This window comes from Pseudonocardia broussonetiae (assembly GCF_013155125.1).
Taxonomy (GTDB): Bacteria; Actinomycetota; Actinomycetes; order Mycobacteriales; family Pseudonocardiaceae; genus Pseudonocardia; species Pseudonocardia broussonetiae.
Window position 1 is genome coordinate 1,041,580 of the sequence record NZ_CP053564.1, and the last position, 25,261, is coordinate 1,066,840.

A 25,261-nucleotide genomic window follows, 5' to 3' on the forward strand; every position below is an offset into this window, starting at 1 on the left:
GTTCCGAGACTGACACGTCTCGGTGCGCGACCGGGCGCAGTGGGCCATCACGCAGCTCGAGAGGACGCCCACGGCGCCCGATATCCGTTAGCGTTGCTCACATGACTGAGGGCGGACGGGCGGTGGTCGGGGCCGTCACCACGACGACGGTGTCGGTGCTGCCGGTGTTCCTGACCGGCGGGCTCGCCGTGCAGATCGCCGCCGAGCTGGGTTTCGACCCGGCCGGCCTCGGGCTCGTCGTCGCGCTGTTCTTCGGCGTGAGCGCGCTGGCCGCGCTGCCGTGCGGGTGGCTGGTCGAGCGGTACGGCTCCGGGACGACGAGCCGGATCGCGGTGCTCGGGGCGGCCGCGGTGATGGCGGCGGTGGCGGCGTTCGCGCGCTCCTACCCGGCGCTCGTCGCGATCCTGCTGTGCAGCGCCTGGTGCAACGTGCTCGGGCAGCTCTCGTCGAACCTGACGCTCGCCCGGTACGTCCCGGCGCACCGGCTCGGGCTGTCGTTCGGCATCAAGCAGGCGGCGATCCCGCTGGCCACGCTGCTGGCCGGGCTGGCGGTGCCGGCCGTCGCGCTGACGTTCGGGTGGCGCTGGGCCTACGTCATCGGCTCCGGACTGGCGCTCGCCGCGCTGCTCGTCGCCCCGCGAGACTCGGTCGGCCGCGAGCAGACGCCCGCCGCGCCCGGCGAGCGCGCGACGGCCGCGCTGTCGGTGATCGGGGTCGCCGCGGGGCTGGCGGCGGCGGCGTCGTCGGCGCTGGGGATCTTCCTCGTCGCCTCCGCGGTCGACCGCGGCGTCGAGGCCGGCACCGCCGGCCTGGTGCTCACGCTCGGCAGCGTCGTCGGGCTCACCCTGCGCCTGGTGCACGGCTGGGCCGCCGACCACCGTGCGGGCGGGCACATCGCCGTCGTCGCGGCGTCGCTCGTGCTGGGGGCGGGTGGGCTCGCGCTGCTCGCGGTGCCCGGCACCGCCGCGCTCGTCGCCGGGACGGTGCTCGGGTTCGGGCTGGGCTGGGCGTGGCCCGGGCTGCTGCAGTTCGCGGTGGTGCGGCTCAACCCGTCGGCGCCGGCGGCGGCCACGTCGATCGTGCAGGTCGGCGTGTACGGCGGCGGGTTCCTCGGCCCCGTCGGGTTCGGCTTCCTGGCCGCGCAGCTCGGCTTCCCCACGGCGTGGCTGGTCGGGGCGGTGACGATGCTGGTCGCGGCCGTGCTGATGGTGCTGGGGCGCCGGATGCTCGTGGCGCATCAGGCCAGGCGCTCGGCCAGCGCGATCGCGTCGTAGGGGGCGTGCACCTTGGCGTCGTTGTCGAAGTAGACGACGACGTCGAGCCCGTCGTCGCGCCACGCGCGCACCCGCGCGGCCCAGGCGTCGAGGGCGTCGGGGGTGTAGCCGCTCGCGTACAGCTCGTCCTGGCCGTGCAGGCGGACGTAGGCGAAGTCGGTGGTGAGCTCGTCGAAGACCGGCCAGGTGCCCGCGGAGTCGGCCAGCACCAGTGCGACGCCGTGCGCGCGCAGCAGCGCGGTGAACCGGGGGTCGCGGAAGCTCTCGTGGCGGGGCTCGACGGCGTGGCGCAGCGGGCGGTCGGCGTCGGTGGCCAGGTGCGCGCGGCCCTCCAGGCGCTCGTCATGCCCCTCCGCGATCCGGACGGCGTCGGCCGTCGTGCGCGGGAGGAGGTCGAGGAACGCGGCGGTGCGGTCGGGGTCGAACCGCATCCGGGGCGGCAGCTGCCACAGCAGCGGGCCGAGCTTGGGCCCCAGCGCGAGCACGCCCGACGCGAGGAAGTTCGCCACCGGCGTGCCGACGTCGCGCAGCTGCTTGAGGTGGGTGACAAACCGCGGGCCCTTGACGGCGAACAGGAAGTCCTCCGGGGTCTGGGCGGCCCAGGCGCGGTAGCTCTCCGGGCGCTGCAGCGAGTAGAAGGAGCCGTTGATCTCGATGCTGTCGACGCGCCGTGACAGGTGCTCGAGCTCGCGGCGCTGCGGCAGCCCCTCGGGGTAGAACGTGCGGCGCCACGGCGGGTACCGCCACCCCGACGTGCCGACCCGTACCCGCGCCATGGGTGCGCAGCATGCAGGATGGGCGCCGTGGATGCAGTCATCGTCACAGGCGCGGCGGGCGCGCTCGGGCACGCCGTCGTCGCGGAGTTCCGGTCCCGGGGCCGTGAGGTGGTGGCGCTGGACCGCGCCGGGGAGCGCCTCGACGCGCTCGGCGGGCAGGACGGCGTGCACGCCCTCGCCGCCGACCTGTCGTCGCGGGCGGCCGTGCGGGAGGCGTTCGACGCGATCCCCGTCGAGTGCGACGCCCTCGTCGGGCTGGCCGGCGGGTTCACGCCCGGCACGCTCGCCGACGTCGACGAGGAGGTGCTCGACTCGCTGTGGCGCTCCAACTTCGGCTCCGCGCTCTGGACGGCGCAGGCCGCGGCGCCGCTGTTCGCCGCGCGCGGCGGGGGCGCGATCGTCACGGTCGGGTCGAAGACGGCGGTGCAGGGGCCCGCGCCCGTCGCGCACGCCACGAGCAAGGCCGCCGTCGTGCGGCTCACCGAGCTGCTGGCCGAGGAGCTGCGCGGGCAGCGGATCCGGGTCAACGCCGTGCTGCCGTCCGTCATCGACACGCCGGCGAACCGGTCGTGGATGTCGGAGGAGCTCGCCGCGCGGGCCGTCGCCCCGGCCGCGATCGCGAAGGTCATCGCGTTCCTCTGCGGCCCCGACGCCGCACCCATCAGCGGCGCGCTGGTCCCGGTGTACGGGGATGCCTGACCTCCAGGCGGCCGTCGACGCGGTGCTCGACTGGCCCGTCGACCACGCCGCGGCCGCCGTCGTCGGCGACTCGGTGCTCGCGAGCGCGGGCGAGCCGGACCGGGAGTTCCGCCTCGCGTCGGTGACGAAGCTGCTCACCGCCTACGCCGTGCTGGTCGCGGTGGAGGAGGGCGCCGTGGAGTGGGACGCGCCCGCGGGGCCCGAGGGCTCGACGGTCCGCCACCTCGCCGCGCACACGTCGGGGCTGTCGTTCTCCGACGGCGTCGTCCAGGCCGCGCCGGGCACGCGCCGGATCTACTCCAACGTCGGGTTCGACGTGCTCGGCGAGACCGTCGCGGCGGCGTCGGGGATGCCGTTCGCGCAGTACCTGCACCTCGCGGTGTGCGAGCCGCTGGGCATGGCGTCGACGCGCCTCGAGGGCTCCCCCGCCGCCGACGGCGTCTCCACCGTCGCCGACCTGGCCCGCTTCGCCGCCGAGCTCCGGGCCCCGCGGCTGACCCACACCCTGGCCGAGGCCACGACCGTCGCCTTCCCGGGCGTCGACGGCATCCTGCCGGGCTACGGGCGGCAGAAGCCGAACGACTGGGGCCTCGGGTTCGAGATCCGCGACGGCAAGTCGCCGCACTGGACCGGCGCCGGCAGCTCGCCCCGCACGTTCGGGCACTTCGGGCAGGCCGGCACGTTCCTGTGGGTCGACCCGGACGCGGGCGTGGCGTGCGTCGCGCTCACCGACCGCGACTTCGGGCCGTGGTCGGTGGAGGCGTGGCCGCCGTTCACCGACGGGGTGCTCGCCGCGCTGTGATCGGGCTGGAGGCCTGCACCGCCGACGACCTCGACGACTTCCTGGTGCTCGCCCTCGACCCGCGGGTGACCGCGCGCGTCGGCGACGGGGCGCCGTGGGACCGGGAGCGGGCGGTGGACCGCTTCCGGCGCGGGTTGGCGTGCTGCGAGCGCGGCGAGGGCCTGTGGTTCCTGGCGCGGGACAGGGACGAGGTGATCGGTCTGGTCCTCGGCGAGCTCGACCACCTCGCCGAGGTCGAGATCGGCATCTGGCTCGCGCCCGAGCACTGGGGGCGGGGCCACGGCCGGGCGCTGCTCGGCACGCTGCTGCCGGTGGTGCACCTGCGCTTCCCCGGCGTCGCGCCGACGGCGTACGCGAACGTCGACCACGGTGCGTCGGCGGCGATGCTGCGCGCGGCCGGGTTCGTCGCCGACGGGACCCTGACCGGCCGTTACGGCACCGAGGTGACCCGCTTCGTCCTGCGCTGACCGGCCGGGAATGCCCGGGCGGGGGGCGCTGTTGAACCGGCAGTCCGAGCCGGGCGATCCGTGTCCCCGGGTCTCACTCACCGCCACCCCACGGGGTGCGCCACGCGCCGAGAGGCGACCGGCGTCCGGCCCGGACACCCGCTCCTCCCCGGGAATCTTCCTGGACCCGGGGAGGTTGAAGAAGGAGTCCGAGCCGGGCGATCCGTGTCCCCGGGTCTCAACTCACCGCCACCCCACGGGGTGCGCCACGCGCCGAGAGGCGACCGGCGCCCGGCCCGGACACCCTTCCCACGAACCCTCCCGATCCGCCCCCCTGAGCCTGCCGTGCCCGGCGCGTCCCGCCGCCGTGTGGCGCGGCTGCCCGGGCGGCGCTGTTCCCCCCACGGCGCCGCCCCCCACACCGTCCCCGGCCCGACCACCACCTCCAGGAGGAGCCATGAAGGGCGACCGCGTCGAAGTCGTCATCGATGCCGGAAGCGGCACCACCCGCACCTACGAGATCGAGGCCACGCGCGCCGGTCGCAAGGTCGGGGTGACGCACGGCCGCGGGGTCGTGGAGGTCAGCGAGACCACGCGCGGCGGCAGCACCGTCCGCACGGCGCGGTTCCTGGCCAACCGGGTGCTGGCGCTCGTCGAGCACCCGGCGGCCGACGCCCCGGTGGCCGACGAGATCACACCCGCCCTGCGCTCCGCCTGAGCGGCGGGTCCAGGCACACTGGCGAGACGATGTCCTCCGCACGAGCCACCGACGCGCGCGCCGACGCCTCCCGCGCCGGCGCCCCCGCCGCCTCGGCACCCGCCGCCGGTCCCGCCGCCGCTCCCGCCGGGAACGGCGAGGGCGGTGAGCGCCGCGCCCGTCGCCCGCGCCGCCGTCGTCCCCGTGGGGGGTTCCCGGCGCCGCCGGCGTCGCAGCCACAGCCCGACTCGGCCACCGCCACACCCCGACTCGCGGAGGAGGAGCGCAGCGACGAGCCCGGGCCGGCGTTCTCCGACGCCGACCTCGACGCCCTCGCCGCCCGCCTGCCCGCCCTCTCCCTGCGCGACGAGCACCGCCTCGCCCGCCGCCTCGACACCGCCCGCCGCACCCGCGACGCGCGGGCCCGCGACCGGGCGCTCGCCGGGATCGCCGCGGCCGTCGACGAGGGCGAGGCGCGCGTCGCCGCCCGCCGCGCCGCCGTTCCGGCCGTGTCCTACCCGCCGACGCTGCCGGTCAGCGCCCGCCGCGAGGACATCGCGGCCGCGATCCGGGACCACCAGGTCGTCGTCGTCGCGGGCGAGACCGGTTCCGGCAAGACCACGCAGATCCCCAAGATCTGCCTGGAGCTGGGCCGGGGCGTCCGCGGGCTGATCGGGCACACCCAGCCCCGCCGGCTCGCCGCGCGCACCGTCGCCGCCCGCATCGCCGAGGAGCTGGGCTCCGAGATCGGCGACGCCGTCGGCTGGAAGGTCCGCTTCACCGACCAGGTGGGCGACACCACACTGGTCAAGCTCATGACCGACGGCATCCTGCTGGCCGAGCTCACCGGCGACCGCATGCTGCGCCAGTACGACACCCTCATCATCGACGAGGCCCACGAGCGCAGCCTCAACATCGACTTCATCCTGGGCTACCTCGCGCAGCTGCTCCCCCGGCGCCCGGACCTCAAGGTGATCATCACCTCGGCCACGATCGACCCGCAGCGCTTCGCCGCCCACTTCGCGACGCCCGAGCGGCCGGCGCCGATCGTCGAGGTCTCGGGGCGCTCGTTCCCCGTCGAGATGCGCTACCGGCCCGTCGTCGACCCCGACGACCCCGACGCCGATCCCGACCGCGACCAGCTCGCCGCCATCGCCGACGCCGTCACCGAGCTGCGCCGCGAGGGCCCGGGCGACATCCTCGTGTTCCTGCCCGGCGAGCGCGAGATCCGCGACACCGCCGAGGGGCTCGCCAAGCGCCAGTTCCCCGGGATCGAGATCCTCCCGCTCTACGCGCGCCAGACCACGGCCGAGCAACAGCGGGTGTTCGCGCCGAAGCAGGGCTCGCTGGGGCGGCGCGTCGTGCTCGCCACCAACGTCGCCGAGACCTCGCTGACGGTCCCCGGCATCCGCTACGTCATCGACCCCGGCCTCGCCCGCATCTCCCGCTACTCGCGGCGGTTGAAGGTGCAGCGGCTGCCGATCGAGAAGGTCAGCCAGGCCAGCGCCAACCAGCGCGCCGGGCGCTGCGGCCGCGTCGCCGACGGCATCTGCATCCGCCTCTACGCCGAGGATGACTTCGACGCGCGCCCCGCGTTCACCGACCCGGAGATCCTGCGCACCAACCTGGCGTCGGTCGTGCTGCAGATGATCTCGCTGGAGCTCGGCGAGATCACCGAGTTCCCGTTCGTCGACCCGCCCGACCGCCGCAGCGTCGACGACGGGCTCGCGCTGCTGCACGAGCTGGGCGCGCTGGACGCCGGGAAGGGCCTCACGGCCGTCGGCCGCGCGCTCGCGTCGCTGCCCGTCGATCCCCGCCTGGGCCGCATGCTCGTGGAGGCCGACCGCAACAGCTGCCTGCGCGAGGTGCTCGTCATCGCCGCCGCGCTGTCGGTGCAGGACCCCCGCGAGCGCCCGACCGAGCAGCGCCAGGCCGCCGACGAGAAGCACGCGCGCTTCGCCGAGGACGGCAGCGACTTCCTCGCCTTCCGCAACCTCTGGACCTACGTCAACGACCTGCGCCAGGAGCTGTCGGGCAGCCGGTTCCGGAAGACGCTGCGCGAGGAGTTCCTGCACTACCTGCGCATCCGCGAGTGGCAGGACCTGCACGCGCAGCTGCGCTCGGCCGCCCGCAACGCGGGCATGACGCTGAACGACGCCGACGCCTCCCCCGACGCGGTCCACACCTCCGTGCTCGCCGGGCTGCTCTCCCAGATCGGGCTGCGCGAGGCCGAGACGAAGGAGTACCTCGGCGCGCGCGGGGCCAAGTTCATGATCTTCCCCGGGTCGTCGCTGGCGAAGAAGGGGCCGCGCTGGGTGATGGCCGCGGAGCTCGTCGAGACGAGCCGGCTGTTCGCGCGGACCGTGGCCCGGATCAAGCCGGAGTGGGTCGAGCCGCTGGCCGGGCACCTGGTGAAGCGCACGTACTCGGAGCCGCACTGGTCGCGGAAGCGGGCGGCGGCCGTCGCGGTCGAGCGGGTCACGCTGTACGGGGTGCCGATCGTCGTCGACCGCACCGTCGACTACGGCCGGATCGACCCCGAGACCGCGCGCGAGCTGTTCATCCGGCACGCGCTCGTCGAGGGCGACTGGGACACCCGCCACCGCTTCTTCCACGCCAACCGCGCGCTGCTCGAGGACGTCGAGGAGCTGGAGCACCGCACGCGCCGGCGCGACCTGGTCGTCGACGAGGAGACCCTCGTCGCGTTCTACGAGGCGCGGATCCCGGCGCACGTCGTGTCCGGGCGGCACTTCGACTCGTGGTGGCGCAAGAACCGCGACGCCGCGCTGCTGGACTTCACCGAGGACATGCTCGTCACCTCGGCCGCCGACGGGGTCGACCGCAGCGCCTACCCCGACGCCGTCGAGGCCGGCGGGCTGACGCTGCCGCTGTCCTACGCGTTCGAGCCGGGCCGCGCGCACGACGGCGTCACCGTCGACGTGCCGGTGGCCGCGCTGCACCAGATCGACCCGACACCCTTCACGTGGCAGGTGCCGGGGCTGCGCGAGGAGCTGGTCACGGCGCTGATCAAGACGCTCCCGAAGACGCTGCGCCGCAACTTCGCCCCCGCTCCCGACCACGCCCGCGCCGTGCTCGCGCGCCTGCGCGACCAGGACGAGCCCCTGCTCGACGGGCTGGAGCGCGAGCTCGGCCGGATGAAGAACGTGACGATCCCGCGCGAGGCGTGGGAGCTGGGGCGGCTGCCCGAGCACCTGACCGTCACGTTCCGGGTCGTGGACGAGGCCGGGCGCGAGGTCACCCGCGGCACCGACCTGGAGGCCCTGCGCCGTGAGCTGGCGCCGAAGGTGCGCGCCGAGCTCGCCGCGGCGGGCGTCGACCTGGAGCGCACCGGCCTCACCACCTGGACGATCGGCGCGCTGCCGCGCGAGCACGCGATCCGGCGCGGTCGCCACACCGTCACCGGCTACCCGGGGCTGGTCGACCGCGGCACGTCCGTCGACGTCCGGGTCTGGCCGACGGCCGCCGAGCGCGACCCCGCGCACCACCGCGGGGCGCGGCGCCTGCTGCTGCTCGACACCCCGTCGCCTGCCAAGCAGGTGCAGCGCGGCCTCGACAACTCGGCGAAGCTCGCGCTGGCGCGCAACCCGCACGGCTCGGTCGCGGCGCTGCTGGAGGACTGCACGGTCTGCGCGGCCGACGCCCTGATCGCCGCGGTCGGCGGCCCGCCCTTCGACGAGCGCTCCTACCTGCGCGCGCAGAAGGTGTTCCGCGAGAAGCTGGTGCCGACCACGCTGCGGGTGCTGCACGCCGTCCGCGCGGTGCTCGACGTCCGGCTGCGCGTGCAGGCCCTGCTCGCCGAGACGCACCGGACCCCGGGCGTGCAGGCCGGGCTGGCCGACGTCGAGGCCCAGCTCGCCGCGCTCGTCGGCCCCGGCTTCGCCACGGCGGCCGGCGCCTCCCGCCTCGGCGACGTCGCGCGCTACCTGGAGGCGGTCGAGCGGCGGATCGAGAAGCTGCGCGTCGACCCGGTGCGCGACGCCGAGTGGACCGCCCAGGTGCGGGTGGTGGCCGACGAGTACGCCGCCGAGCTCGCCGCCCTCCCCCCGGGCGTCGAGCCGTCGCCGGAGCTGCGGGAGATCCGCTGGATGATCGAGGAGCTGCGGGTCTCGCTGTACGCCCACCCGATGCGCACGCGGTACCCGGTGTCGATCAAGCGGATCCAGAGCGCGATCGACGCCCTGCCCCGCTGAGGCCGGGCGAGGGGGCCGCGCCGCACCGGCCGCCTGGTCTACCGTCACGCCGGTGACCGTCCCCGACGACGCCTACCTCCGCGCCCTCTCCGCCGCCACCGCGCAGCGGGTGGAGACCGCCGAACCGCTGACGTCGACCCACGCCGGGGCTCCGGCCGCGGTGCGCGAGCGGGTGGCCGAGGGGGTGCGCCGGGCCGGGGACGAGCTCGTCGCCCTGAGCCGCGACCTGCACGCGCACCCCGAGGAGGGGTTCGCCGAGCACCGGTCGGTCCGCCAGGTCGTCGCGCTGCTGGAGCGGCACGGGCACGGGGCCGAGGTCGGGATCGGCGGGCTCGGCACCGCGTTCGTCGCCCGCCGCGGCGCCGACGGCCCCCACGTGGCCGTGCTCGCCGAGTACGACGCGCTGCCCGGCGTCGGCCACGCCTGCGGCCACAACATCATCTGCTCGACGGCGGTGGGCGGGTTCCTCGCGGCGGCGGAGGTCGTCGGGGAGACCGGTGGGCGGGTGTCGCTGATCGGCACGCCCGCCGAGGAGGGCGGCGGCGGCAAGGAGACGCTCGCGCGCGCGGGCGTGTTCGACGACGTCGACGCCGTCGTCATGCTCCACCCCTTCGGCCACGACGTGGCGATGCACCCGTTCCTCGGGCGGCGGCAGGTGGAGATGGTGTTCCGCGGGGTCGCCGCGCACGCCGCGGCGCAGCCGTTCATGGGACGCAACGCGCTCGACGCCGCCGTGTCCGCCTACCAGGGCGTCTCCGCGCTGCGCCAGCACCTGCCCGGCACCGACCGCGCGCACGGCGTCTTCACCGACGGCGGCGCGCGCCCGAACGTCGTGCCCGAGCGCGCCGCGCTGCTGTTCTACCTGCGCTCGGCCGACCCGGAGACCCTGCGCGACCTCGCCGCCCGCGTCACCGCCGTCGCCGAGGGGGCCGCGACGATGCACGGCTGCTCCGTCGAGCTGAGCTGGGACACCCAGCCCGCCTACCTGCCCATCCGCTTCAACCACGCGCTCGCCGCCCGCTGGGCCGTCAACCAGGAGCCGGCCGGGCGGACCCCGCTGCCGCCCGGCGTCGTCCCGGAGTTCCTCACCGGTTCGACCGACCTGGGCAACCTCAGCTTCCGGATGCCCGCGATCCATCCGATGATCGCCGTCGCCGACGCGGCCCTGCACACCGCCGAGTTCGCGACGGCCGCGGGCGGCCCGGCCGGCGACGCCGCCGTCCGCGACGGGGCGCTGGGCCTCGCGCTCACCGCCGCCGACTACCTCGCCGACCCCGACCTGCGCGACGCCGTGCACGCCGAGTTCGCCGAGGCGGGCGGCCGGCTGGACGTGCCGCGCTACTTCGACTGAGGCTCACGACCCGGACGCGTGCACCTCCGACCGCACCACCGCGGCCCGCATCAGGGACGCACCTGGATCTTGCGCCCGACCCCGGCGCGGAACTGCTCCAGCGCCGCCGGGTACTCCTCCAGCGGCTTCCGGTCGCTGATCATGACCTCGGGACGCAGCACGCCGTCGGCGAACAGCTCCGCGGCGCGCTCGAAGCTGTGCAGCACCGCCATCGACCCGACGATCCGGATCTCCTGGTTGTAGACCCTGAACGGCGAGAACCGGGCGACGGCGTCCTCGTTCGCCACCCCGAACTGCTGGAACGTGCCGCCGCGGATCACACGGCCCAGGCCGTCCTCGATGGCGGCGACGACGCCGGTGCAGTCGACGACGTTGTCCCACCCCCGCTGCTGCTCCAGCTCGTCGGCGCTGGTCACGGTGTGGGTGCAGCCCAGCTCCTCGGCCGTCTCCAGCCGCGCCGGGTTGAGGTCGACCATGCTGACGCTGGCCGCGCCCGCTCGCTTGGCCAGCTCCATCATCATCAGGCCCATCGTGCCGGCGCCGTAGATCAGGTAGTGGTCGCCCAGGCGCGGGGCGAGCACGTCGAAGCCGCGGACCGCGCACGACAGCGGCTCGATCAGCGCCGCGTCCGCCGGGGCGACGCCGGGCGGCAGCACGACGCAGTTGGCCACCGGCGCCACGGCGTACTCGGCCGCGCCGCCCGTCGTCGACACGCCGATCGCGGCCCAGCGCTCGCACAGGTTGCCCCGGCCGCGGCGGCAGAAGTAGCACTCGCCGCAGTGCAGCGACGGGTCGACCGCGACCTGGTCGCCGACCCGCAGCTCGGTGACCTCCGCACCGACGCCGACGACCTCCCCGGCGAACTCGTGCCCCGGCGTGACCGGGAGCGTCGGGGCGAACTCGCCGTCGGCGATGTGCAGGTCGGTGCCGCAGATCCCGCACGCCGCCACGGCCACGACGACCTCGCGGGGCCCCGGTGCCGGGTCGGGGACCGTCTCGACGGTGACGCGGTCGGCCGAGATGACCGCCGCCCTCACTTGACCGCCCCCAGCGACAGGCCCTGCACCAGCTTGTCCTGCGCCGCGAACCCCGCGATGAGCACCGGGAGCGACACGACGACCGCCGCCGCGCACACCTTGGCCAGGAACAGGCCCTGGCTGGTGACGAAGCTCGTGAGGAACACCGGCGCCGTCTGCGCGACGGTCGCGGTGAGCACGCGGGCGAACAGCAGCTCGTTCCAGCTGAAGATGAAGCAGATGAGCGACGTGGCGGCGATGCCGGGCAGCACGATCGGCATGACGATCACACGCAGCGTCCGCAGCAGCGACGCCCCGTCGACCGACGCCGCCTCCAGGATCTCGACGGGCACCTCGGCCAGGAACGAGCGCATCATCCACACGGCGATCGGCAGGTTCATCGACGTGTAGAGCACGATCAGCAGCCAGATGTTGTCGAGCATCCCGATGCCCTGCGCGATGAGGTACACCGGCAGCAGGCCCGCCACGACCGGCAGCATCTTCGTGGACAGGAAGAAGAACATCACGTCGGTCCACTTGCGCACCGGCCGGATCGACAGCGCGTACGCGGCCGGGATCGCGAGGACCAGCACCAGCACCGTCGACAGGACGCTCGCCGTCATCGAGTTGAGCAGCGGCGGCCAGGGGCTCGCACCGGTCGTCGACCCGAAGAAGTTGAGGTAGCCGTCGAGGGTGAGCGGCGCGAACACCGACGGCGGGTTCGTCGCCGCGTCGGTCTCGCTGTGGAACGACGTCAGCACCATCCACACGACGGGCAGCACGAACAGGATGCCGACGAACCAGGCGAGGATCCCCAGCAGCGGCCCGCTGCGGGAGCGCCGGGGCGGCGCGACGGCCGCCTCCGACGGGGTGAGCGCCGTGCGCTCCACGGTCGCGGTCATCGGGAACCCTCCTCGCGGAACAGCGACGACACGGTGCGCAGCGCCAGGGTGGCGATCAGGATCGTCCCGATCACCACGACCACGCCGGCGGCGGACGCCCGGCCGTAGTCCTGCGCGTTGTAGAAGGTCTGGTAGATCGTGTACGGCAGGTTGGCGGTGCCGAGGCCGCCGGAGGTGATGGTGAAGACGGCGTCGAAGTTCTGCACGATGTAGATCGACCCGAGCAGGCCGCCCAGCTCCAGGTACTGGCGCAGGTGCGGGAAGGTCATGTACCGGAAGATCTGGAACGCCGAGCAGCCGTCGAGCTGGGCGGCCTCGATGACGTCGAGCGGCTTGCTCTGCAGGCCCGCCAGGATGATCAGCATCATGAACGGCGTCCACTGCCACACCAGCGCGGCGACGACCGCGGTGAGCGGCGTCGTCGAGATCCAGTCGGGCTGCGGCGCGTTCCCCCCGAACACCGCGGTGAGCAGCCCGTTGAACAGGCCGTACTCCGGGTTGTAGAGCGCGTGCTTCCAGACGAGCGCGGCCGCGACCGGCACCACCAGGAACGGCGTGATCATCAGCGTGCGGACGAACCCGCGACCGAGGAACGCCCGGTCCAGCAGCAGTGCGATGAGCATGCCGAGCAGCAGGCTGACCAGCACGACCGAGACCGTCAGCACGATCGTCGTGATGATCGACTCGCGCGTGGTGACGTCGGTGACGACGCGCACGAAGTTGTCGAGCCCGGCGAACCCGCGCTCGTCGGGGTAGTAGGCGTTCCAGTTCATGAACGAGATCACCAGCGTGCCCACGAACGGCAGCTGCGTCACGATGATCAGGAAGACCAGCGCGGGCAGCAGCGGCGCGCGCCGGGCCCAGTCGCCGGTGCGCCGCAGCGCGGGCTCCGCCGGCGGTTGCGCCGTCGGGCGCTCGGTCGTCGTCGTCATGATCCACTCTCCCGGGACCGGTACCGCTCCGCCACGTCGTCGGCCAGCTGCTGGCCGCGGTCGAGCGCGTCGGGCACGCTCACCTGCCCGGCGATGGCCGAGCTGATCTGCTGCGACACCTGCGTCCCCAGGTCGGGGAACTCCGGGATGCCGACGAACTGGATGCCGATCGCGGGCCGCGGCTGGACTCCGGGGTTCCGCGGGTCGGCCGACTCGATCGCCGCGCGGGTCTGCTCGGCGAACGCCCCGGCCTCGGCCAGGTACTGCGGGTTCTCGTACGTCGACGCGCGCTTGCCCGCCGGCACCGACGACCAGCCGATCTGCTCGCCGACCAGCTGCTCGTACTCCTTGCCCGAGGCCCAGGAGACGAACTGCCAGGCCGCGTCCTTGCGCTCGCTCGCGGCCTGGATGCCCCACGACCAGGCGTAGAGCCAGCCGGCGCTGTCGGTCTCGACGACCGGGGCGGGGGCGTAGCCGATCATGCCGCGCACCGGGGAGTCGGCCGCCTCCAGCGAGCCCGCCGCCGACGTGGCGTCGTACCACATGGCGACGTTGCCCTGGATGAGGTTGTTGAGGCACTCGGTGAACCCGGCCTGCGGGGCACCGGTCTCGCCGTGCTCGCGCACCAGGTCGACGTAGAACTGCACGGCCTCTTCGAACTCCGGCGCGTTCACCTGCGCCTCCCAGGCTGAAGTGAACCACGTGCCCCCGAACGTGTTGACCACCGTCGTGAGCGGCGCGAACACCTGCCCCCAGCCGGGCTGGCCGCGCAGGCAGATGCCGGCCATGCCGGGCTGGATGCCGTCGACGCGGGCCGCGATCTCGGCGACCTCCTGCCACGTCGGCTTCTCCGGCATGACGAGGCCCGCCTGCTCGAGGACGTCGCGGCGGTACATGAGGAACGAGGACTCGCCGTAGAAGGGCTGGCCGTAGACCTGCCCGTCGTCGCCGGACAGCGAGGTGACCATCGGCGCCAGGATGTCGCCCTGGTCGAAGCCCGGGTCGTTCGCGATGAACTCGTCCATCGGCGCGATCCAGCCGCTGCGCGCGTAGATCGGGATCTCGAAGTTGCTCAGCGTGGCGACGTCGTACTGGCCGGCCTGGCTGGAGAACTCCTGGCTGATCTTGTCGCGGACGTCGTTCTCGGGCAGCACCGTGAAGTTGACGGTGATGCCGGTCTCGCGGGTGAAGTTGTCGGCGGTGAGGCGCTGCAGGTCCACCATCTGCTGGTTGTTGACCATCAGCACGTTGATGCTGTCCGGCCCGCCCCCGCCCACCGAACCGCCCCAGCCCGCACAGGAACTGGTCGCCAGCACCGCCAGCACCATCCCGACTGCCCGTGTACGCCTCATCGCGCCCTCCCGACTCCGCTCAGATGAGCACGAGCCTGATCAGAGGATCAGAGTGTGGCAGCGCTCACGTTCCGTCAATGGCGCGTGCAAGAATGGGCGCTTAAGCGCTCACATGAGCAGGAGGCGCCATGCCCCGAGGTCCCGCACAGCTCGTCCTCACCGCGTCGGTGGCCCGCCGCTACTACCTCGACGGCCGCTCGAAGGTCGAGATCGCCGAGGAGTTCGCGCTGAGCCGGTTCAAGGTCGCGCGGCTGCTGGAGGACGCCCGGACGAGCGGGCTGGTGCGCATCGAGATCGGCCACCCCGGCACCGTCGACGTCGAGCTGTCCGGGCGGCTCATGGCGGAGCTGGGCCTGCGCCACTGCGTCGTCACCGACACCCCGGACGAGCACCCCGCCGCCCTGCGCGAGCACCTCGGCGCCGCGGCGGCCGACCTGCTCACCGAGATCGTCACCGAGGACGACGTGCTCGGGCTGTCCTGGGCCCGCTCGGTCAGCGCGATGGCCACCGCGCTCACTGAGCTCGCGCCCGTGCCGGTCGTGCAGCTCACCGGGGCGCTGGCCCGCCCCGGCGTCGACGACAGCTCGATCGAGCTCGTCCGGGAGGTCGCGCGGGTCGCCGGCGGGCCCGCGTACTTCTTCTACGCCCCGATGGCCGTCGCCGACGCCGCCACGGCGCGGGCGCTGCGCCGCCAGCCCGAGGTCGAGCGGGCGTTCTCGCTGATCGACTCCGTGACGATCGCCGTCGCCGGGGTGGGAGCGTGGGAGTCCGAGCAGTCGACGCTCTACGACGCCACCGGCGAGGCCGAGCGCGCCGCGCTGGCGCGCAAGGGCGTCTGCGCCGACGTCTCCGGGGTGCTCATCGACGCCGCCGGCGCGCCCGTCCGCGCCCGGCTGACCGACCGGATGGTCGGCATCACGCACGCGCAGATGGCCGCGGTGCCCGAGGTGATCGGGATCGTCTACGGGCCGGCGAAGGTGCGGGCGGCGCTCGCGGCGGTGCGCGGCGGGCTGGTTGACAGCCTCGTCACGCACTCCACGCTGGCGACCGCCCTGATCGAGGCGGCGCAGGACCGGGCGCCCCGGGGCGGGGCTGCGGGGGGCGGGGCGGCCGGTGTCCGCTGAGATCCCGCTGCTGGGCGGCACGGCCAACCGCGGGCGGGTGCACCGCGTCGGCGACACCGTCCGCCGTCCGCTGCGGCCCACCGCCCCCGCCGTCCACGCGCTGCTGCGCCACCTCGAGGACGTCGGGTTCGACGGGGCGCCGCGCGTGCTGGGCGTCGACGCCGAGGGGCGCGAGGTCCTCACCTACATCCCCGGCGAGGCCGTCACGGCACCCGCGCCGCCGTGGGGCCTGACCGACGCCGCGCTCGCGAGCGTCGGGCGGCTGCTGCGCCGCTTCCACGACGCCGCCGCCGGCTTCGACCCGGCGCCGCACGACTGGTCCTCCCCCGCGTCCGCACCGTTCGACGAGGGCGGGATCGCGCACAACGACCCGAACCTCGACAACGTCGTGTTCCGCGGCGACCGGGCCGTCGCGCTGATCGACTTCGACCTGGCCGCGCCCGGCGCCCCGGTGTGGGACGTCGCCGGCACCGCCCGGTTCTGGGCGCCCCTGCGCGACCCCGCCGACACCGACGACGTCCGCGCCGGGCGCGAGCTCGACCGGCTCCGCGTCCTGGTCGACGCCTACGACCTCGACGACGACGGCCGCGCCCGGCTCGCCGCGGCCGCACTCGGGCACCACGCGTGGATGAGCGCGCTCGTCGGCGACGGCGCCCGCACCGGCGTCCCCGGCTTCGCCGAGTACTGGACGCCGCAGACGCGGGCGCGCTCGGAGCGGGCCCGGGCGTGGCTGGAGCGGCGCGCCGGCGCGATCACGGCCGCGCTCGCGTAGGGCTCAGATGCGCGTGAGCACCTCGGTGCGCAGGCGCTCCAGCGCGTCGGTCCGGCGGCTGCCGGTGCCCAGCGCGAAGTCCGGGACGATGAACTCGTCGACGCCGGCGTCGGGGTAGCCCGCGAGGACGTCGAGGACCTCCTCCGCCGTGCCCATCGCGACGGGTCGCCCGGCGGCGACGAGCCGGTCGCGGCGCTCGCGCGCGTCGGCGTCGCCCGGGTCGACCACCTCGACGACGGCCTGGGCCGACCGGCGCACCGACGCCGGGTCGCGGTCGATGCGCGCGCAGTGCCCGGCGAACACGCGGCCCTTGTGCGCGGCGAGCTCGGGCAGGCCCCAGTGGTTCCACTCGTCGGCGTAGCGGGCGACGATGCCGAGCGCGACCCGCTCCCCCGCCGCACCGATCAGGATCGGCAGGCGCTGCGGCTTGGGTTCGAGCGGGGCGTCGGTGAGGCGGTAGAACCGGCCGTCGACGGTCGCGCGCTCCTCGCCCAGCAGCGCCGTCAGCACGCGGCACGCCTCCTCGAACCGCGCCAGCCGCTCGGGCACCGGCGGCAGCTCGATGCCGTACGCCTCGTGCTCGTTGACCTGCCAGCCCGCGCCGACGCCGAGGACGAACCGCCCGCCGGTCATGTGGTCGAGCGTGGCCGCCTGCTTGGCGACGACGGCCGGGTGCCGGTAGGTGTTGCCGAGCACCATCGACCCGATCCGCACGCGCTCGGTGCTCGCCGCGAGCCCGGCCAGCAGGGCCAGGCACTCGTGCATCGGGCCCGAGACGTCGGCACGGTTGGGCATGAAGTGGTCGGCCACCCAGACGCCGTGCCAGCCGGTGCGCTCGGCGTAGCGGGCGGCGTCGAGGACGTCGGGCCAGGGGTTGGCGGCGCTGGGCCACAGTGAGAAGTCCATCGGTCGCGCAGCTTACGGAGTGCTGCCGCGGCGTCACCGTGTCACGATCGGCGGATGGCAGAGTACGAGCACCTCGGCGAGGCACTGGGCACCGACTTCTTCTCCGTCCGCGAGCAGTTCACGACGGAGCAGTGGGAGAAGTTCATCGCCGTCCGGAAGTTCGTCGACGAAGAGGTCCTGCCCGACATCGGCTCCTACTGGGAGAAGGCCGAGCTGCCCTGGCACCTGTTCCGGCGGCTGCCCGAGCTGAAGATCGTCGGCGAGGACATCGACGGCTACGGCGCCGCCGGCATGAGCCCGATGGCCTGCGGACTGGTGCACATGGAGCTGCACCGCGGCGACGGGTCGCTGGGCACGTTCCTCGGCGTGCACGCCGGGCTCGCGATGCAGTCGGTCGCGATGTGCGGTTCGGAGGAGCAGAAGCAGCGCTGGCTGCCCGCGATGTCGTCGTTGGAGAAGATCGGCGCGTTCGCGCTCACCGAGCCGCAGCACGGTTCCGACTCCATCGCCCTGGAGACCACCGCCCGCCGCGACGGCGACTACTGGATCCTCAACGGCTCCAAGCGCTGGATCGGCAACGGCACGATCGCCGACCTCGTCGTGGTCTGGGCGCGCGACACCGACTCCGGCGACGTCAAGGGCTTCGTCGTCGAGACCCCGGCCGAGGGCTACGCCGCCACCGTCATTCCGGGCAAGGTGTCGCTGCGCTCGGTGTGGCAGGCCGACATCGAGCTCACCGACGTCCGCGTGCCCGACGAGAACCGCCTCGAGAACGCCCGGTCGTTCAAGGACTGCGGCAAGGTCCTGGCCAACACCCGCGGCATCTGCGCGTGGATGGCACTGGGCCACGCGACCGCCGGCTACGACGCGGCGATGCGGTACGCGATGGCGCGCCAGCAGTTCGGCAAGCCGCTGGCGTCGTTCCAGATCGTGCAGCAGCGGCTCGTCCACATGCTCGCCGACCTCACCTCGATGCAGCTCTACTGCATGCAGCTCGGGCGCCTCGCCGACGCCGGGCGCCTGTCTCCCACCGTCGCCGGGCTGGCCAAGATGCACAACACCCGCACCGCCCGCAAGATCCTCTCCGAGTCCCGCGACCTGCTGGGCGGCAACGGCATCCTGCTGGAGCACCACGTCGTGCGGCACTGGGCCGACATCGAGGCCATCCACACGTTCGAGGGCACCGAGACCATGCAGACGCTGATCGTCGGGCGCGACATCACGGGGATCGGGGCGTTCGCCTAAAGGCCCTGCCGCGACGGGGCCGTGTGTGCCAGCAGCGCCGCGGCCACCTCGGCGTGCGCCCGGCGGGGCAGCTCGGCGCCGACGTCGTCGAGGACCAGCAGGGTCGCGCCGGGGATCTCCGCGGCCAGCGCCCGCGCGTTGCCCACCGGGAAGAACGGGTCGGCCGCGCCGTGCACCACCAGGGTCGGCGCGGTGATGGCCCCCAACCGCTCGCGCCACCGCGAGCCGCAGCCGAGCGCCGCGAACACCGTGCCCAGCAGGCCGTTGCGCGCCGAGGCCGGGTGCGGGCCGGAGCGGCCGAGGACGGCGGCGGCGCGGGCGCGGGCCTCGTCGGCGTCGAACCCCGGTGACGCGGAGAGCACCCGGGCCCTGGCCACCGCGCCGTCGAGGACCGACGTGCGGTCGGTCCAGTCGATCGGTGCAGCGTCGCGGAAGCGGGCCATGACCGCCGGGGCGTGCTCGGGCAGGTCGGCGTCGGTCGGGCCCGGCGCGACCGGGCGCGTGCCGACCAGGACGAGCGACGCGACCCGCGACGGGTGGTCCAGCGCCAGGAGCTGCGCGACGAACCCGCCGGTCGCCAGGCCCGCGACGTGGGCGCGGGCGATGCCGAGCGCGTCGAGCAGGCCGACGGCGTCGGTGACGAGGTCGCGCAGCGTGTAGCCGGGCGCATCCGGGTCGACGGTGGTCGACCGGCCGGCGTCGCGCGGGTCGTAGCGGACGACGAACCGGCCGGTGAGCCGCTCGACCAGCGCGTCGTCCCAGGCGGCGACGGTGGTGCCGATCAGGAGCAGCGCGGGGTCGGCCGGCGAGCCGAGGGTGTCGACGCACAGCTCGACGTCGCCGACGGGAAGCAGGGTCTCCACACCGACGAGACGTCGGGGAGCGGCGCAACTCATCGGTCCCCTCTGCGGACGGCTCGTCAGGCGCGGTCGTGGAGGGTGACGTGGTAGCCGTCGGGGTCGGCGAAGGTGAACGTCCGGCCGAAGGGGCCGTCGACCGGCGCGGAGACGACGGTGTGCCCGTCGGCGACGAGGGCGTCGTGGACGGCCTGCACGTCCGTGGCGTGCAGCCAGATCGCGGCCCCGATGCCGGGCTGCGCGACGGAGGCGAGATCGGTGCCGGGGACGACGTCGCGGAGGGCGAACGCGATCGGCGCCGTCTCGAAGACGACGGCGTGCGGAGGTCCGGTCGGCGAGCGGACGAGGCCGAGGTACTGCTCGTAGAACGCCTGTGAGGCGGCGAGGTCGCGCGCCTGGAGCGAGATGAAGTCGGGGCCGGTGACGGGCATGGAGGCACTCCTCATGGTCGTGTCAGCTTCCTGACACGGGCACGGTATGTCAGAATCCTGACATGAGTCAAGACGGGGCGGGCGTCGACCTGGAGACGTCACTGGGCTACCTGCTGAAGGAGGCGTCGAGCGCCCTCCGCGCGGCCATGGACGAGGTGCTGCGGCCGCTCGGGATGAGCGTGACGCGCTACTCCTGCCTCGAGCTCCTGGCCCAACGCCCCGGCCTGTCGAACTCCGAGCTCGCGCGGGGCGCGTTCGTGACGCGGCAGTCGATGAACGTGCTGCTCCAGGCCCTGGAACGGGAGGGCCTCGTGACCAGGCCCGCCGAGGCGCCCGTCGGGAAGGTCCTCCCCACGCGGCTCACCCCCCGCGGCCGACGGCTCCTCGAGAAGGCGACCGTCGCGGTGCGGTCCGTCGAGGTCCGGATGCTGGACGGCATGACCGAGGCCGAGCAGTCGCAGGCGTTCCGGATCCTGCAGGGCATGATCCGATCCCTGCGCGAGGGCGCCGAGTAGTCGCGGCGTTCTCCCCGCCCTGTGGCGGTGGTGGTGACGCGCGCTGCGCCGCCAGCCAGGTGGAGCTAGTCGAGGTGGGCCAGGGCGTCGCGGGGGAAGCGTCGGTCGGCGAGCACGCCGCCGTGGCCGCGGCCGGCGTAGAGCGCCAGCCGCCCGTCCCTGACCCCGCCGGCCGTGGCGCGCAACAACACCGCAGGACAGGCCAGGTCGCGATCTCCTCCGATGACCAAGGTGGGCGCAGTGATCTCGGACAGCCGCGGGCCGAGGTCGAAGCGGGCCTCGGCACGCAACGCGGCGACCCAGTCGGACCGGTCGATGTGCCGGCCGAACACGAGCGGCTCGGTCAGCCACTGGAGGTCGCCGAGCACCCGCCGCCCGACCTCCGACGCCGTGCCGGCCCGGGCGAACTCCCGGTAGGCGCCCCGGCTGTCGCCCCGCTCGTGCAGATCGGCGACCCGCATCAGCACCTCCCGCCCGAGGTCACCGACCCGATGCGCGGCGCCGACCACCACCAGCCTGCGCACGGCATCGGGCCGGTCCGCAGCGAGCTGCAGCGCGACCGATCCCCCGGTGGACACACCGAGCACGTCCACAGGGGCACCGAACGCCGACGCCAGCGCTCCGGCGTGGTCGGCCGCCAGGTCGGCGACGGTGACATCCGGGGCGAGACCGGGACGCCGGTTCACCAGCCACACGCGGCGACTGCGACCCAGCGCCCGGTAGGCCAGCAGAGCGGCCCGGCGGGCCAACCCGGTCGGGTTCGCGTGCAGCGGTGTCGCTCCACCCAGCACCACCAGTGGCGCACCGGTGCCGAACCGCAGAACCGGCAACCCGCCGCTGAGCACCGCCGCCTCGACGCCTGTCGACATGGCCGGAAGGATGCACGTGCTCGCGAACGCGTGACGCCCGGGGTCGTCGAGGAGCGCGGTCTCGGTGCTGCGCAGGGCGCGTCGAACCGGACGTCCCCACCGATCAGTTCACCTTCCTCAGGCGATGCGTCGATCCGTCGACACCGTTCCCGGACGATCCGTCGCCACTGCTGCGGACACGTACTCGGTACCGGTGGGTGTGGTCGTGACGATTCCCGTCGTCGTCACTTCTGCTTTCCACCCGGTCGTTTCCCGGACCTGGTTGTGGAATGCGCACATCCCGCGTCCGTTGTCGAACGTCGTGGTGCCGCCGTCGGCCCAGCGGTGGATGTGGTCGAGGTGGCGGATCGGGGCGTCGCAGTACGACTCCCGGCATCGCCCGCCGTCGCGGGCGCGGATCAGTGCTGCGAGGCGGCCGGTGAACAGGCGGCTGCGGGAGTCGCCGCCGATCACCACGCCCTCGCTGGTGATCAGTCGTCGCCAGGTCGTGCGGGCGGCGCCGGTGGTGAGCAGGTCGACCGGGACGGGTCCGTGGCCGGGGATCTGCGCGGGCAGCGGACTGGTGGGGTCGACGAGGGCCTCGACCGGGACCAGGACCTGGATCTCGACGTTCACGTCCCCGGCGGTGGTCTGTCCGGTGAGGCGTTCGACGAGGGTGTCGGCCATGACCTGACCGCGGCTGCGGGTGAGCGGCTCGGGGCTGACCGCGGCCTCGTTGACCGCGGCCGCGAGTGCTGCGTAGCAGGCCACGGCCTCGCCGACGGGGAGGTGGGCGGTGAGGTCGGCCATCCCGTCGGCGGCGGGGCGGACCGACACCCGCCGGCCCGAGCGGGCGGCGCGGCAGCGGGTGAGGAACTTCCCGGGCGCGACCTGCGCGGCCAGAGTGCGGGTGAGGTCGTGGATCCGGCGCACCCCGAGGGTGTCGACGTGCTGGTCGGCGAGGGCCTGGTCGACCTGGGCCCGTTCGGTCGGGGAGAGGTGGGCGGTGGCGGCGACGATGGTGGCGGTGCGGTACTCGCACAGCCGCCCGGCGGCGAACAGGGCCCGTACCCGGTCGTGCCCAGCGTGGAGGTCGCGGGCCATCCGGACGCGGCGTCGGCCCTCGGTGGGCGAGACCCGGCAGGCCAGCCCGACCTGGGCGGCGATGCTGCGTTCCAGCGCGTCGGGCTCGACGGTTCCGGCCGCTGCCTGTGATTCCGCGTGGGCGCGGGCGAAGGCGAGAACGGCCTCGCTCTGCTCGGCCGCGATCGCCGCTTTCCGCTGCTCCAATATCGCGATCCGCTCGATCAGCGAGGCCTCGGAAGGCGACTCGGAACTGATCGACGGCATGACCGAAGTCTAGCAGTGATCAGGCCACAATGGACGAACATGTGTTCGATCGTGAACGATTACCGGGCGCCCGCGCACAACGGGGAGGCCGAACGCACGAACCACCCGCAGGACACACCTACCCGCCGAACTCCCTCTCCCACGCCCGGTACCCACCATCGAGGTCGGTGGCGTTGCGCAACCCCAGGTCCTGCAACGACGCCGCCGCCAGACTCGAGCTGTAGCCCTCGGAGCAGAACAGGATCCACGTGACGTCGTGGTCGACGGCCTCCGGGATGCGGGCGTCGGAGGTGGGGTCCAGGCGCCACTCGACGTGGTTGCGCTCGATGATCATCGCGCCGTCGATCTCGCCCTCGTCGGCGCGCTGCCAGCCGGGGCGGGTGTCGACGAGGAACGCACCGGCCGCGACCATTTCCGCCGCGCGCCGCGGGTCGGGCCGGTCGAGGCGGGCGCGGGCCTGCGCCAGCATCTCGTCGATCGTCATCCGACTCCCTCCCCCGCCTCGACGAGCTCGCTGCGCGTGCGGCGCAGCCTGCCCCCGTCGACGTCGTAGTAGGACATCGCGCTCAGCGGCGGCGAGTAGGCGTGCACGCTGACCGCGGGGGCCGGCGCCGGGTTGCCGACGTCGTGCACGTGCCCCAGGCCGAAGCCGACACTGCGCTTCGCGCGCAGGGTCCGGGCGCGCATCTGGTCGCCGCCCCAGCGGTGCTCGACGAGGCTGCCGGAGACGACGGTCAGCGCGCCGATCGAGCCGCCGTGGTCGTGCAGCTCCGCGGCCTGCTCGGTGGCCCAGCTGATCAGCCAGACGTCGACGAAGTCGTCGCCCTGCAGGCGCTGGTACCAGCGGCGCTCGGGGTCGACGACGACCGGGTGGTGCCCGGCGCGCACCTCGTCGGCGATGCGGCGGGTGAGGCCGACGAGGTCGGCCAGGGCGAGCGGGGTGGGCGCGAGACGGCGAGGGGCGTGCGACAGCACGGCGGGCTCCAGTGTGAGGACGAGCGGACGGACGTGTGCGTCAGCTCGGGCAACAGCACTGGTCGAAGTGGTCCGCCCGGCGGCAGCCCCAGATCTCTCCGAGGATGGGGGCGGGCGGCATGCCGCCAGGTAATCACGAGTTCACACGGGTGCTCCACCCGCTCCCAGCACCTGGGACGGTGGCCCGCCGCATCCGGACCAATGTCCGACGGGTCAGAATCCCGGGATGGCGACGCAGAACGAGGACGGGACCTGGGAGATCCAGGGCAGGCGGCTCGGGTTCCCGGTGCGGATCGGCGAGGCCTCCGCGGCCTGCGCCACGTACCTGGTGCGGACCGGCGGCGTCCGCGACCTGCTGTCCGGAACCGGCCTGGAGCCGGTGTCGGTGGCCGGGCGGACCCCGCTGTTCCTCGTGCTCGTCGACTACCGCGTCAACGACCTCGGCGACTACGACGAGGCCGGCGTCGCCTTCCTCGTGCGCCACCGCGGCCGGACCGGGCCCTACATCCACCAGTTGCCGGTCACCCAGTCGTTCACGATGGAGGCCGGGCGGGCGCTGTGGGGCCTGCCGAAGTGGCTCGCCCGCGCCGAGCTGACCATCGACGGCGCCGACGCCGCCTGCCGCCTCGCCGACGAGCACGGCCGCCACGTCCTCACCACGCAGATCCACGCCGGGCTCCGGCTGCCGTTCGCGCTGCCGGGGGCGATCACCGCGCTGGCACCGCACGACGGCGGCGTGCTCGCGTCGCCGGTGCGGGCGCGCGTCGGCGGGATCCGGGTGGGGCGCCGGGCGTCGGTCGAGCCGGGGTCGGGGCACCCGATGGCCGACGAGCTGCGCGCGCTGGGGCTGCCGCGCCGCCCGCTCGTCACCGTCGTCGCCGACCGGGTGTCCTTCGAGATGGACCCGGCGCTACTGGTCCCCCGCTGACCCGCGGTGGGCGGCGAGCCAGCCGCGCAGGTCCGCCAGCGGCTGCTCGCGCTCGGGCTCGTTGTAGATCTCGTGCCAGAGGCCGTCGTAGTAGTGGACGGTGAGGTCCGGTGACCCGCACGCGTCGGCGAAGGCGCGCGAGCCCGCCGGGTTCGTGAGCACGTCGGCCTCACCGTGCTGCAGCAGGACGGGCAGGCGCAGGTCGGCGGAGCGGCGCAGGAGCGGCGCGAACTGGTCGACGAGCCGCAGCGCGAGCCCGAGCGTCGGCTTGCCGTGGTGCACCAGCGGGTCGGTCCGGTAGGCCGTGACGACCGCCGGGTCCTTGCTGATCTTCGTGGTGTCGATGCCGACGGGACGCAGCTTCGGCGCGACCCGCGTGAGCAGCCGCAGGACGGGCACCGCCGCCGTCGGCACCTCGTCGGAGGCGAGCGCGGGCGCCGACAGCACCAGCCCGGCCAGCCCCGCCCCGTGGTCGAGCGCGTACGCCAGCGCGATCTGCCCGCCCATGCTGTGGCCGAGCAGGAACAGCGGCACCCCGGGGTGCAGGGCGGCGACGTGGAGGCGGAAGGCGTCGAAGTCGCTGAGCAGGTCGGAGTAGCGGTCGAGGTGGGCGCGGGCGCCGGTGGAGCGGCCGTGGCCTCGGTGGTCGAGGCCGTAGACGGCCCAGCCGTCGGGCACCAGCGCGTCCTCGACCGTGCGGTAGCGCCCGGAGTGCTCGCCGAGGCCGGGGCTGACGAGCAGGACCCCGGTCGGCTCACCGGCGGGCAGCCGGCCCTGCCAGTACAGCTCGACGCCGCCGACGCCCCGCAGCGTGCCCTCGACCCGGTCCCGTGTCTCCGTCACGCGCACAAC

25 protein-coding genes are annotated in these 25,261 nt (G+C 74.2%); 12 read left to right on the forward strand and 13 right to left on the reverse strand.

Going from position 1 to position 25,261, the window contains the following annotated elements; translation table 11 throughout:
• The first annotated feature begins 101 nt into the window (after nucleotides 1-101).
• Nucleotides 102-1,274, forward strand: coding sequence for an MFS transporter (locus HOP40_RS05100; protein WP_172155130.1), 1,173 nt, complete (start codon nucleotides 102-104; stop codon nucleotides 1,272-1,274).
• Here the strand turns inward: HOP40_RS05100 and HOP40_RS05105 are convergent.
• Nucleotides 1,238-2,050 carry a DUF72 domain-containing protein gene (locus HOP40_RS05105; protein ID WP_172155132.1) on the reverse strand — a complete coding sequence of 271 codons (813 nt, stop codon included), beginning with the start codon at nucleotides 2,048-2,050 and terminating at the stop codon, nucleotides 1,238-1,240. The two genes, HOP40_RS05100 and HOP40_RS05105, sit on opposite strands and share 37 nt — an antisense overlap.
• Before the next feature lie 27 nt (nucleotides 2,051-2,077).
• On the opposite strand from HOP40_RS05105, the gene HOP40_RS05110 reads away from it, so the two are divergent.
• The 6 genes from HOP40_RS05110 to HOP40_RS05135 all read left to right on the forward strand — a co-directional run bounded on the left by HOP40_RS05110 (nucleotide 2,078) and on the right by HOP40_RS05135 (nucleotide 10,256).
• Nucleotides 2,078-2,749 (forward strand): SDR family NAD(P)-dependent oxidoreductase, encoded by a 672-nt coding sequence (locus HOP40_RS05110; RefSeq protein ID WP_240157517.1) that lies wholly within the window; start codon nucleotides 2,078-2,080, stop codon nucleotides 2,747-2,749.
• On the forward strand, nucleotides 2,742-3,551 hold the full coding sequence (locus HOP40_RS05115) for a serine hydrolase domain-containing protein (protein WP_172155136.1): 810 nt from the start codon (nucleotides 2,742-2,744) through the stop codon (nucleotides 3,549-3,551). The genes HOP40_RS05110 and HOP40_RS05115 overlap by 8 nt, the downstream gene beginning before the upstream one ends.
• The gene (locus HOP40_RS05120; protein ID WP_172155138.1) at nucleotides 3,548-4,018 is read left to right on the forward strand and encodes a GNAT family N-acetyltransferase; all 471 of its coding nucleotides are present in this window, start codon (nucleotides 3,548-3,550) and stop codon (nucleotides 4,016-4,018) included. The genes HOP40_RS05115 and HOP40_RS05120 overlap by 4 nt, the downstream gene beginning before the upstream one ends.
• A 436-nt stretch (nucleotides 4,019-4,454) precedes the next feature.
• Complete coding sequence (locus HOP40_RS05125; protein ID WP_172155140.1) at nucleotides 4,455-4,715, forward strand: hypothetical protein; 261 nt, start codon at nucleotides 4,455-4,457, stop codon at nucleotides 4,713-4,715.
• Between the two features lie 29 nt (nucleotides 4,716-4,744).
• Entirely contained in the window at nucleotides 4,745-8,905 is a 4,161-nt protein-coding gene (gene hrpA / locus HOP40_RS05130; RefSeq protein WP_172155151.1) for an ATP-dependent RNA helicase HrpA, read from the forward strand.
• Between the two features lie 52 nt (nucleotides 8,906-8,957).
• A complete protein-coding gene (locus HOP40_RS05135) occupies nucleotides 8,958-10,256 on the forward strand; it encodes a M20 family metallopeptidase (protein WP_172155153.1) in 1,299 nt (432 codons plus the stop codon).
• Nucleotides 10,257-10,306: 50 nt separating this feature from the next.
• On the opposite strand, the gene HOP40_RS05140 is transcribed toward HOP40_RS05135, so the two are convergent.
• Genes HOP40_RS05140 through HOP40_RS05155 form a run of 4 tightly spaced genes read right to left on the reverse strand, consistent with a single transcriptional unit; the run spans nucleotide 10,307 to nucleotide 14,458 of the window.
• The gene (locus HOP40_RS05140) at nucleotides 10,307-11,293 is read right to left on the reverse strand and encodes a zinc-dependent alcohol dehydrogenase family protein (protein ID WP_172155155.1); all 987 of its coding nucleotides are present in this window, start codon (nucleotides 11,291-11,293) and stop codon (nucleotides 10,307-10,309) included.
• The gene (locus HOP40_RS05145) at nucleotides 11,290-12,174 is read right to left on the reverse strand and encodes a carbohydrate ABC transporter permease (RefSeq protein WP_172155157.1); all 885 of its coding nucleotides are present in this window, start codon (nucleotides 12,172-12,174) and stop codon (nucleotides 11,290-11,292) included. Before HOP40_RS05145 ends, HOP40_RS05140 begins: the two co-directional genes overlap by 4 nt.
• A complete protein-coding gene (locus HOP40_RS05150) occupies nucleotides 12,171-13,106 on the reverse strand; it encodes a carbohydrate ABC transporter permease (RefSeq protein WP_172155159.1) in 936 nt (311 codons plus the stop codon). The genes HOP40_RS05145 and HOP40_RS05150 overlap by 4 nt, the downstream gene beginning before the upstream one ends.
• Nucleotides 13,103-14,458: an ABC transporter substrate-binding protein gene (locus HOP40_RS05155; protein ID WP_172155161.1), complete on the reverse strand. Its 1,356-nt coding sequence runs from the start codon at nucleotides 14,456-14,458 to the stop codon at nucleotides 13,103-13,105. Before HOP40_RS05155 ends, HOP40_RS05150 begins: the two co-directional genes overlap by 4 nt.
• Before the next feature lie 128 nt (nucleotides 14,459-14,586).
• On the opposite strand from HOP40_RS05155, the gene HOP40_RS05160 reads away from it, so the two are divergent.
• The gene (locus HOP40_RS05160; RefSeq protein WP_172155163.1) at nucleotides 14,587-15,582 is read left to right on the forward strand and encodes a sugar-binding transcriptional regulator; all 996 of its coding nucleotides are present in this window, start codon (nucleotides 14,587-14,589) and stop codon (nucleotides 15,580-15,582) included.
• Complete coding sequence (locus HOP40_RS05165) at nucleotides 15,572-16,354, forward strand: phosphotransferase enzyme family protein (RefSeq protein ID WP_172155165.1); 783 nt, start codon at nucleotides 15,572-15,574, stop codon at nucleotides 16,352-16,354. Before HOP40_RS05160 ends, HOP40_RS05165 begins: the two co-directional genes overlap by 11 nt.
• A gap of 3 nt (nucleotides 16,355-16,357) precedes the next feature.
• Here the strand turns inward: HOP40_RS05165 and HOP40_RS05170 are convergent, their stop codons facing one another.
• Nucleotides 16,358-17,260, reverse strand: coding sequence for a TIGR03560 family F420-dependent LLM class oxidoreductase (locus HOP40_RS05170; protein ID WP_172155167.1), 903 nt, complete (start codon nucleotides 17,258-17,260; stop codon nucleotides 16,358-16,360).
• Between the two features lie 54 nt (nucleotides 17,261-17,314).
• Here HOP40_RS05170 and HOP40_RS05175 point away from each other — a divergent pair, with 54 nt between their 5' ends.
• Nucleotides 17,315-18,505 (forward strand): acyl-CoA dehydrogenase family protein, encoded by a 1,191-nt coding sequence (locus tag HOP40_RS05175; RefSeq protein WP_172155169.1) that lies wholly within the window; start codon nucleotides 17,315-17,317, stop codon nucleotides 18,503-18,505.
• Here HOP40_RS05175 and HOP40_RS05180 read toward each other — a convergent pair.
• Together HOP40_RS05180 and HOP40_RS05185 are read right to left on the reverse strand one after the other, a co-directional pair.
• On the reverse strand, nucleotides 18,502-19,368 hold the full coding sequence (locus HOP40_RS05180; protein WP_240157518.1) for an alpha/beta fold hydrolase: 867 nt from the start codon (nucleotides 19,366-19,368) through the stop codon (nucleotides 18,502-18,504). The genes HOP40_RS05175 and HOP40_RS05180 overlap by 4 nt on opposite strands.
• Nucleotides 19,369-19,424: 56 nt before the next feature.
• Entirely contained in the window at nucleotides 19,425-19,793 is a 369-nt protein-coding gene (locus HOP40_RS05185) for a VOC family protein (protein WP_172155173.1), read from the reverse strand.
• Between the two features lie 62 nt (nucleotides 19,794-19,855).
• On the opposite strand from HOP40_RS05185, the gene HOP40_RS05190 reads away from it, so the two are divergent.
• On the forward strand, nucleotides 19,856-20,308 hold the full coding sequence (locus HOP40_RS05190; protein WP_172155175.1) for a MarR family winged helix-turn-helix transcriptional regulator: 453 nt from the start codon (nucleotides 19,856-19,858) through the stop codon (nucleotides 20,306-20,308).
• A gap of 65 nt (nucleotides 20,309-20,373) precedes the next feature.
• Here the strand turns inward: HOP40_RS05190 and HOP40_RS05195 are convergent, their stop codons facing one another.
• The 4 genes from HOP40_RS05195 to HOP40_RS05210 form a co-directional block, all read right to left on the reverse strand.
• Nucleotides 20,374-21,177 (reverse strand): alpha/beta fold hydrolase, encoded by an 804-nt coding sequence (locus HOP40_RS05195; protein WP_172155177.1) that lies wholly within the window; start codon nucleotides 21,175-21,177, stop codon nucleotides 20,374-20,376.
• Between the two features lie 117 nt (nucleotides 21,178-21,294).
• Entirely contained in the window at nucleotides 21,295-22,506 is a 1,212-nt protein-coding gene (locus HOP40_RS05200; protein ID WP_172155179.1) for an HNH endonuclease, read from the reverse strand.
• Between the two features lie 118 nt (nucleotides 22,507-22,624).
• Nucleotides 22,625-22,990, reverse strand: a complete 366-nt coding sequence (locus tag HOP40_RS05205; protein ID WP_172155181.1) for a rhodanese-like domain-containing protein — start codon at nucleotides 22,988-22,990, stop codon at nucleotides 22,625-22,627.
• Complete coding sequence (locus tag HOP40_RS05210; protein ID WP_240157519.1) at nucleotides 22,987-23,481, reverse strand: cysteine dioxygenase; 495 nt, start codon at nucleotides 23,479-23,481, stop codon at nucleotides 22,987-22,989. Before HOP40_RS05210 ends, HOP40_RS05205 begins: the two co-directional genes overlap by 4 nt.
• A gap of 226 nt (nucleotides 23,482-23,707) precedes the next feature.
• Here HOP40_RS05210 and HOP40_RS05215 point away from each other — a divergent pair, with 226 nt between their 5' ends.
• Nucleotides 23,708-24,409 carry an acetoacetate decarboxylase family protein gene (locus HOP40_RS05215; protein WP_172155183.1) on the forward strand — a complete coding sequence of 234 codons (702 nt, stop codon included), beginning with the start codon at nucleotides 23,708-23,710 and terminating at the stop codon, nucleotides 24,407-24,409.
• Here HOP40_RS05215 and HOP40_RS05220 read toward each other — a convergent pair.
• Complete coding sequence (locus tag HOP40_RS05220; protein ID WP_172155185.1) at nucleotides 24,392-25,252, reverse strand: alpha/beta hydrolase; 861 nt, start codon at nucleotides 25,250-25,252, stop codon at nucleotides 24,392-24,394. The two genes, HOP40_RS05215 and HOP40_RS05220, sit on opposite strands and share 18 nt — an antisense overlap.
• Between the last annotated feature and the right edge of the window lie 9 nt (nucleotides 25,253-25,261).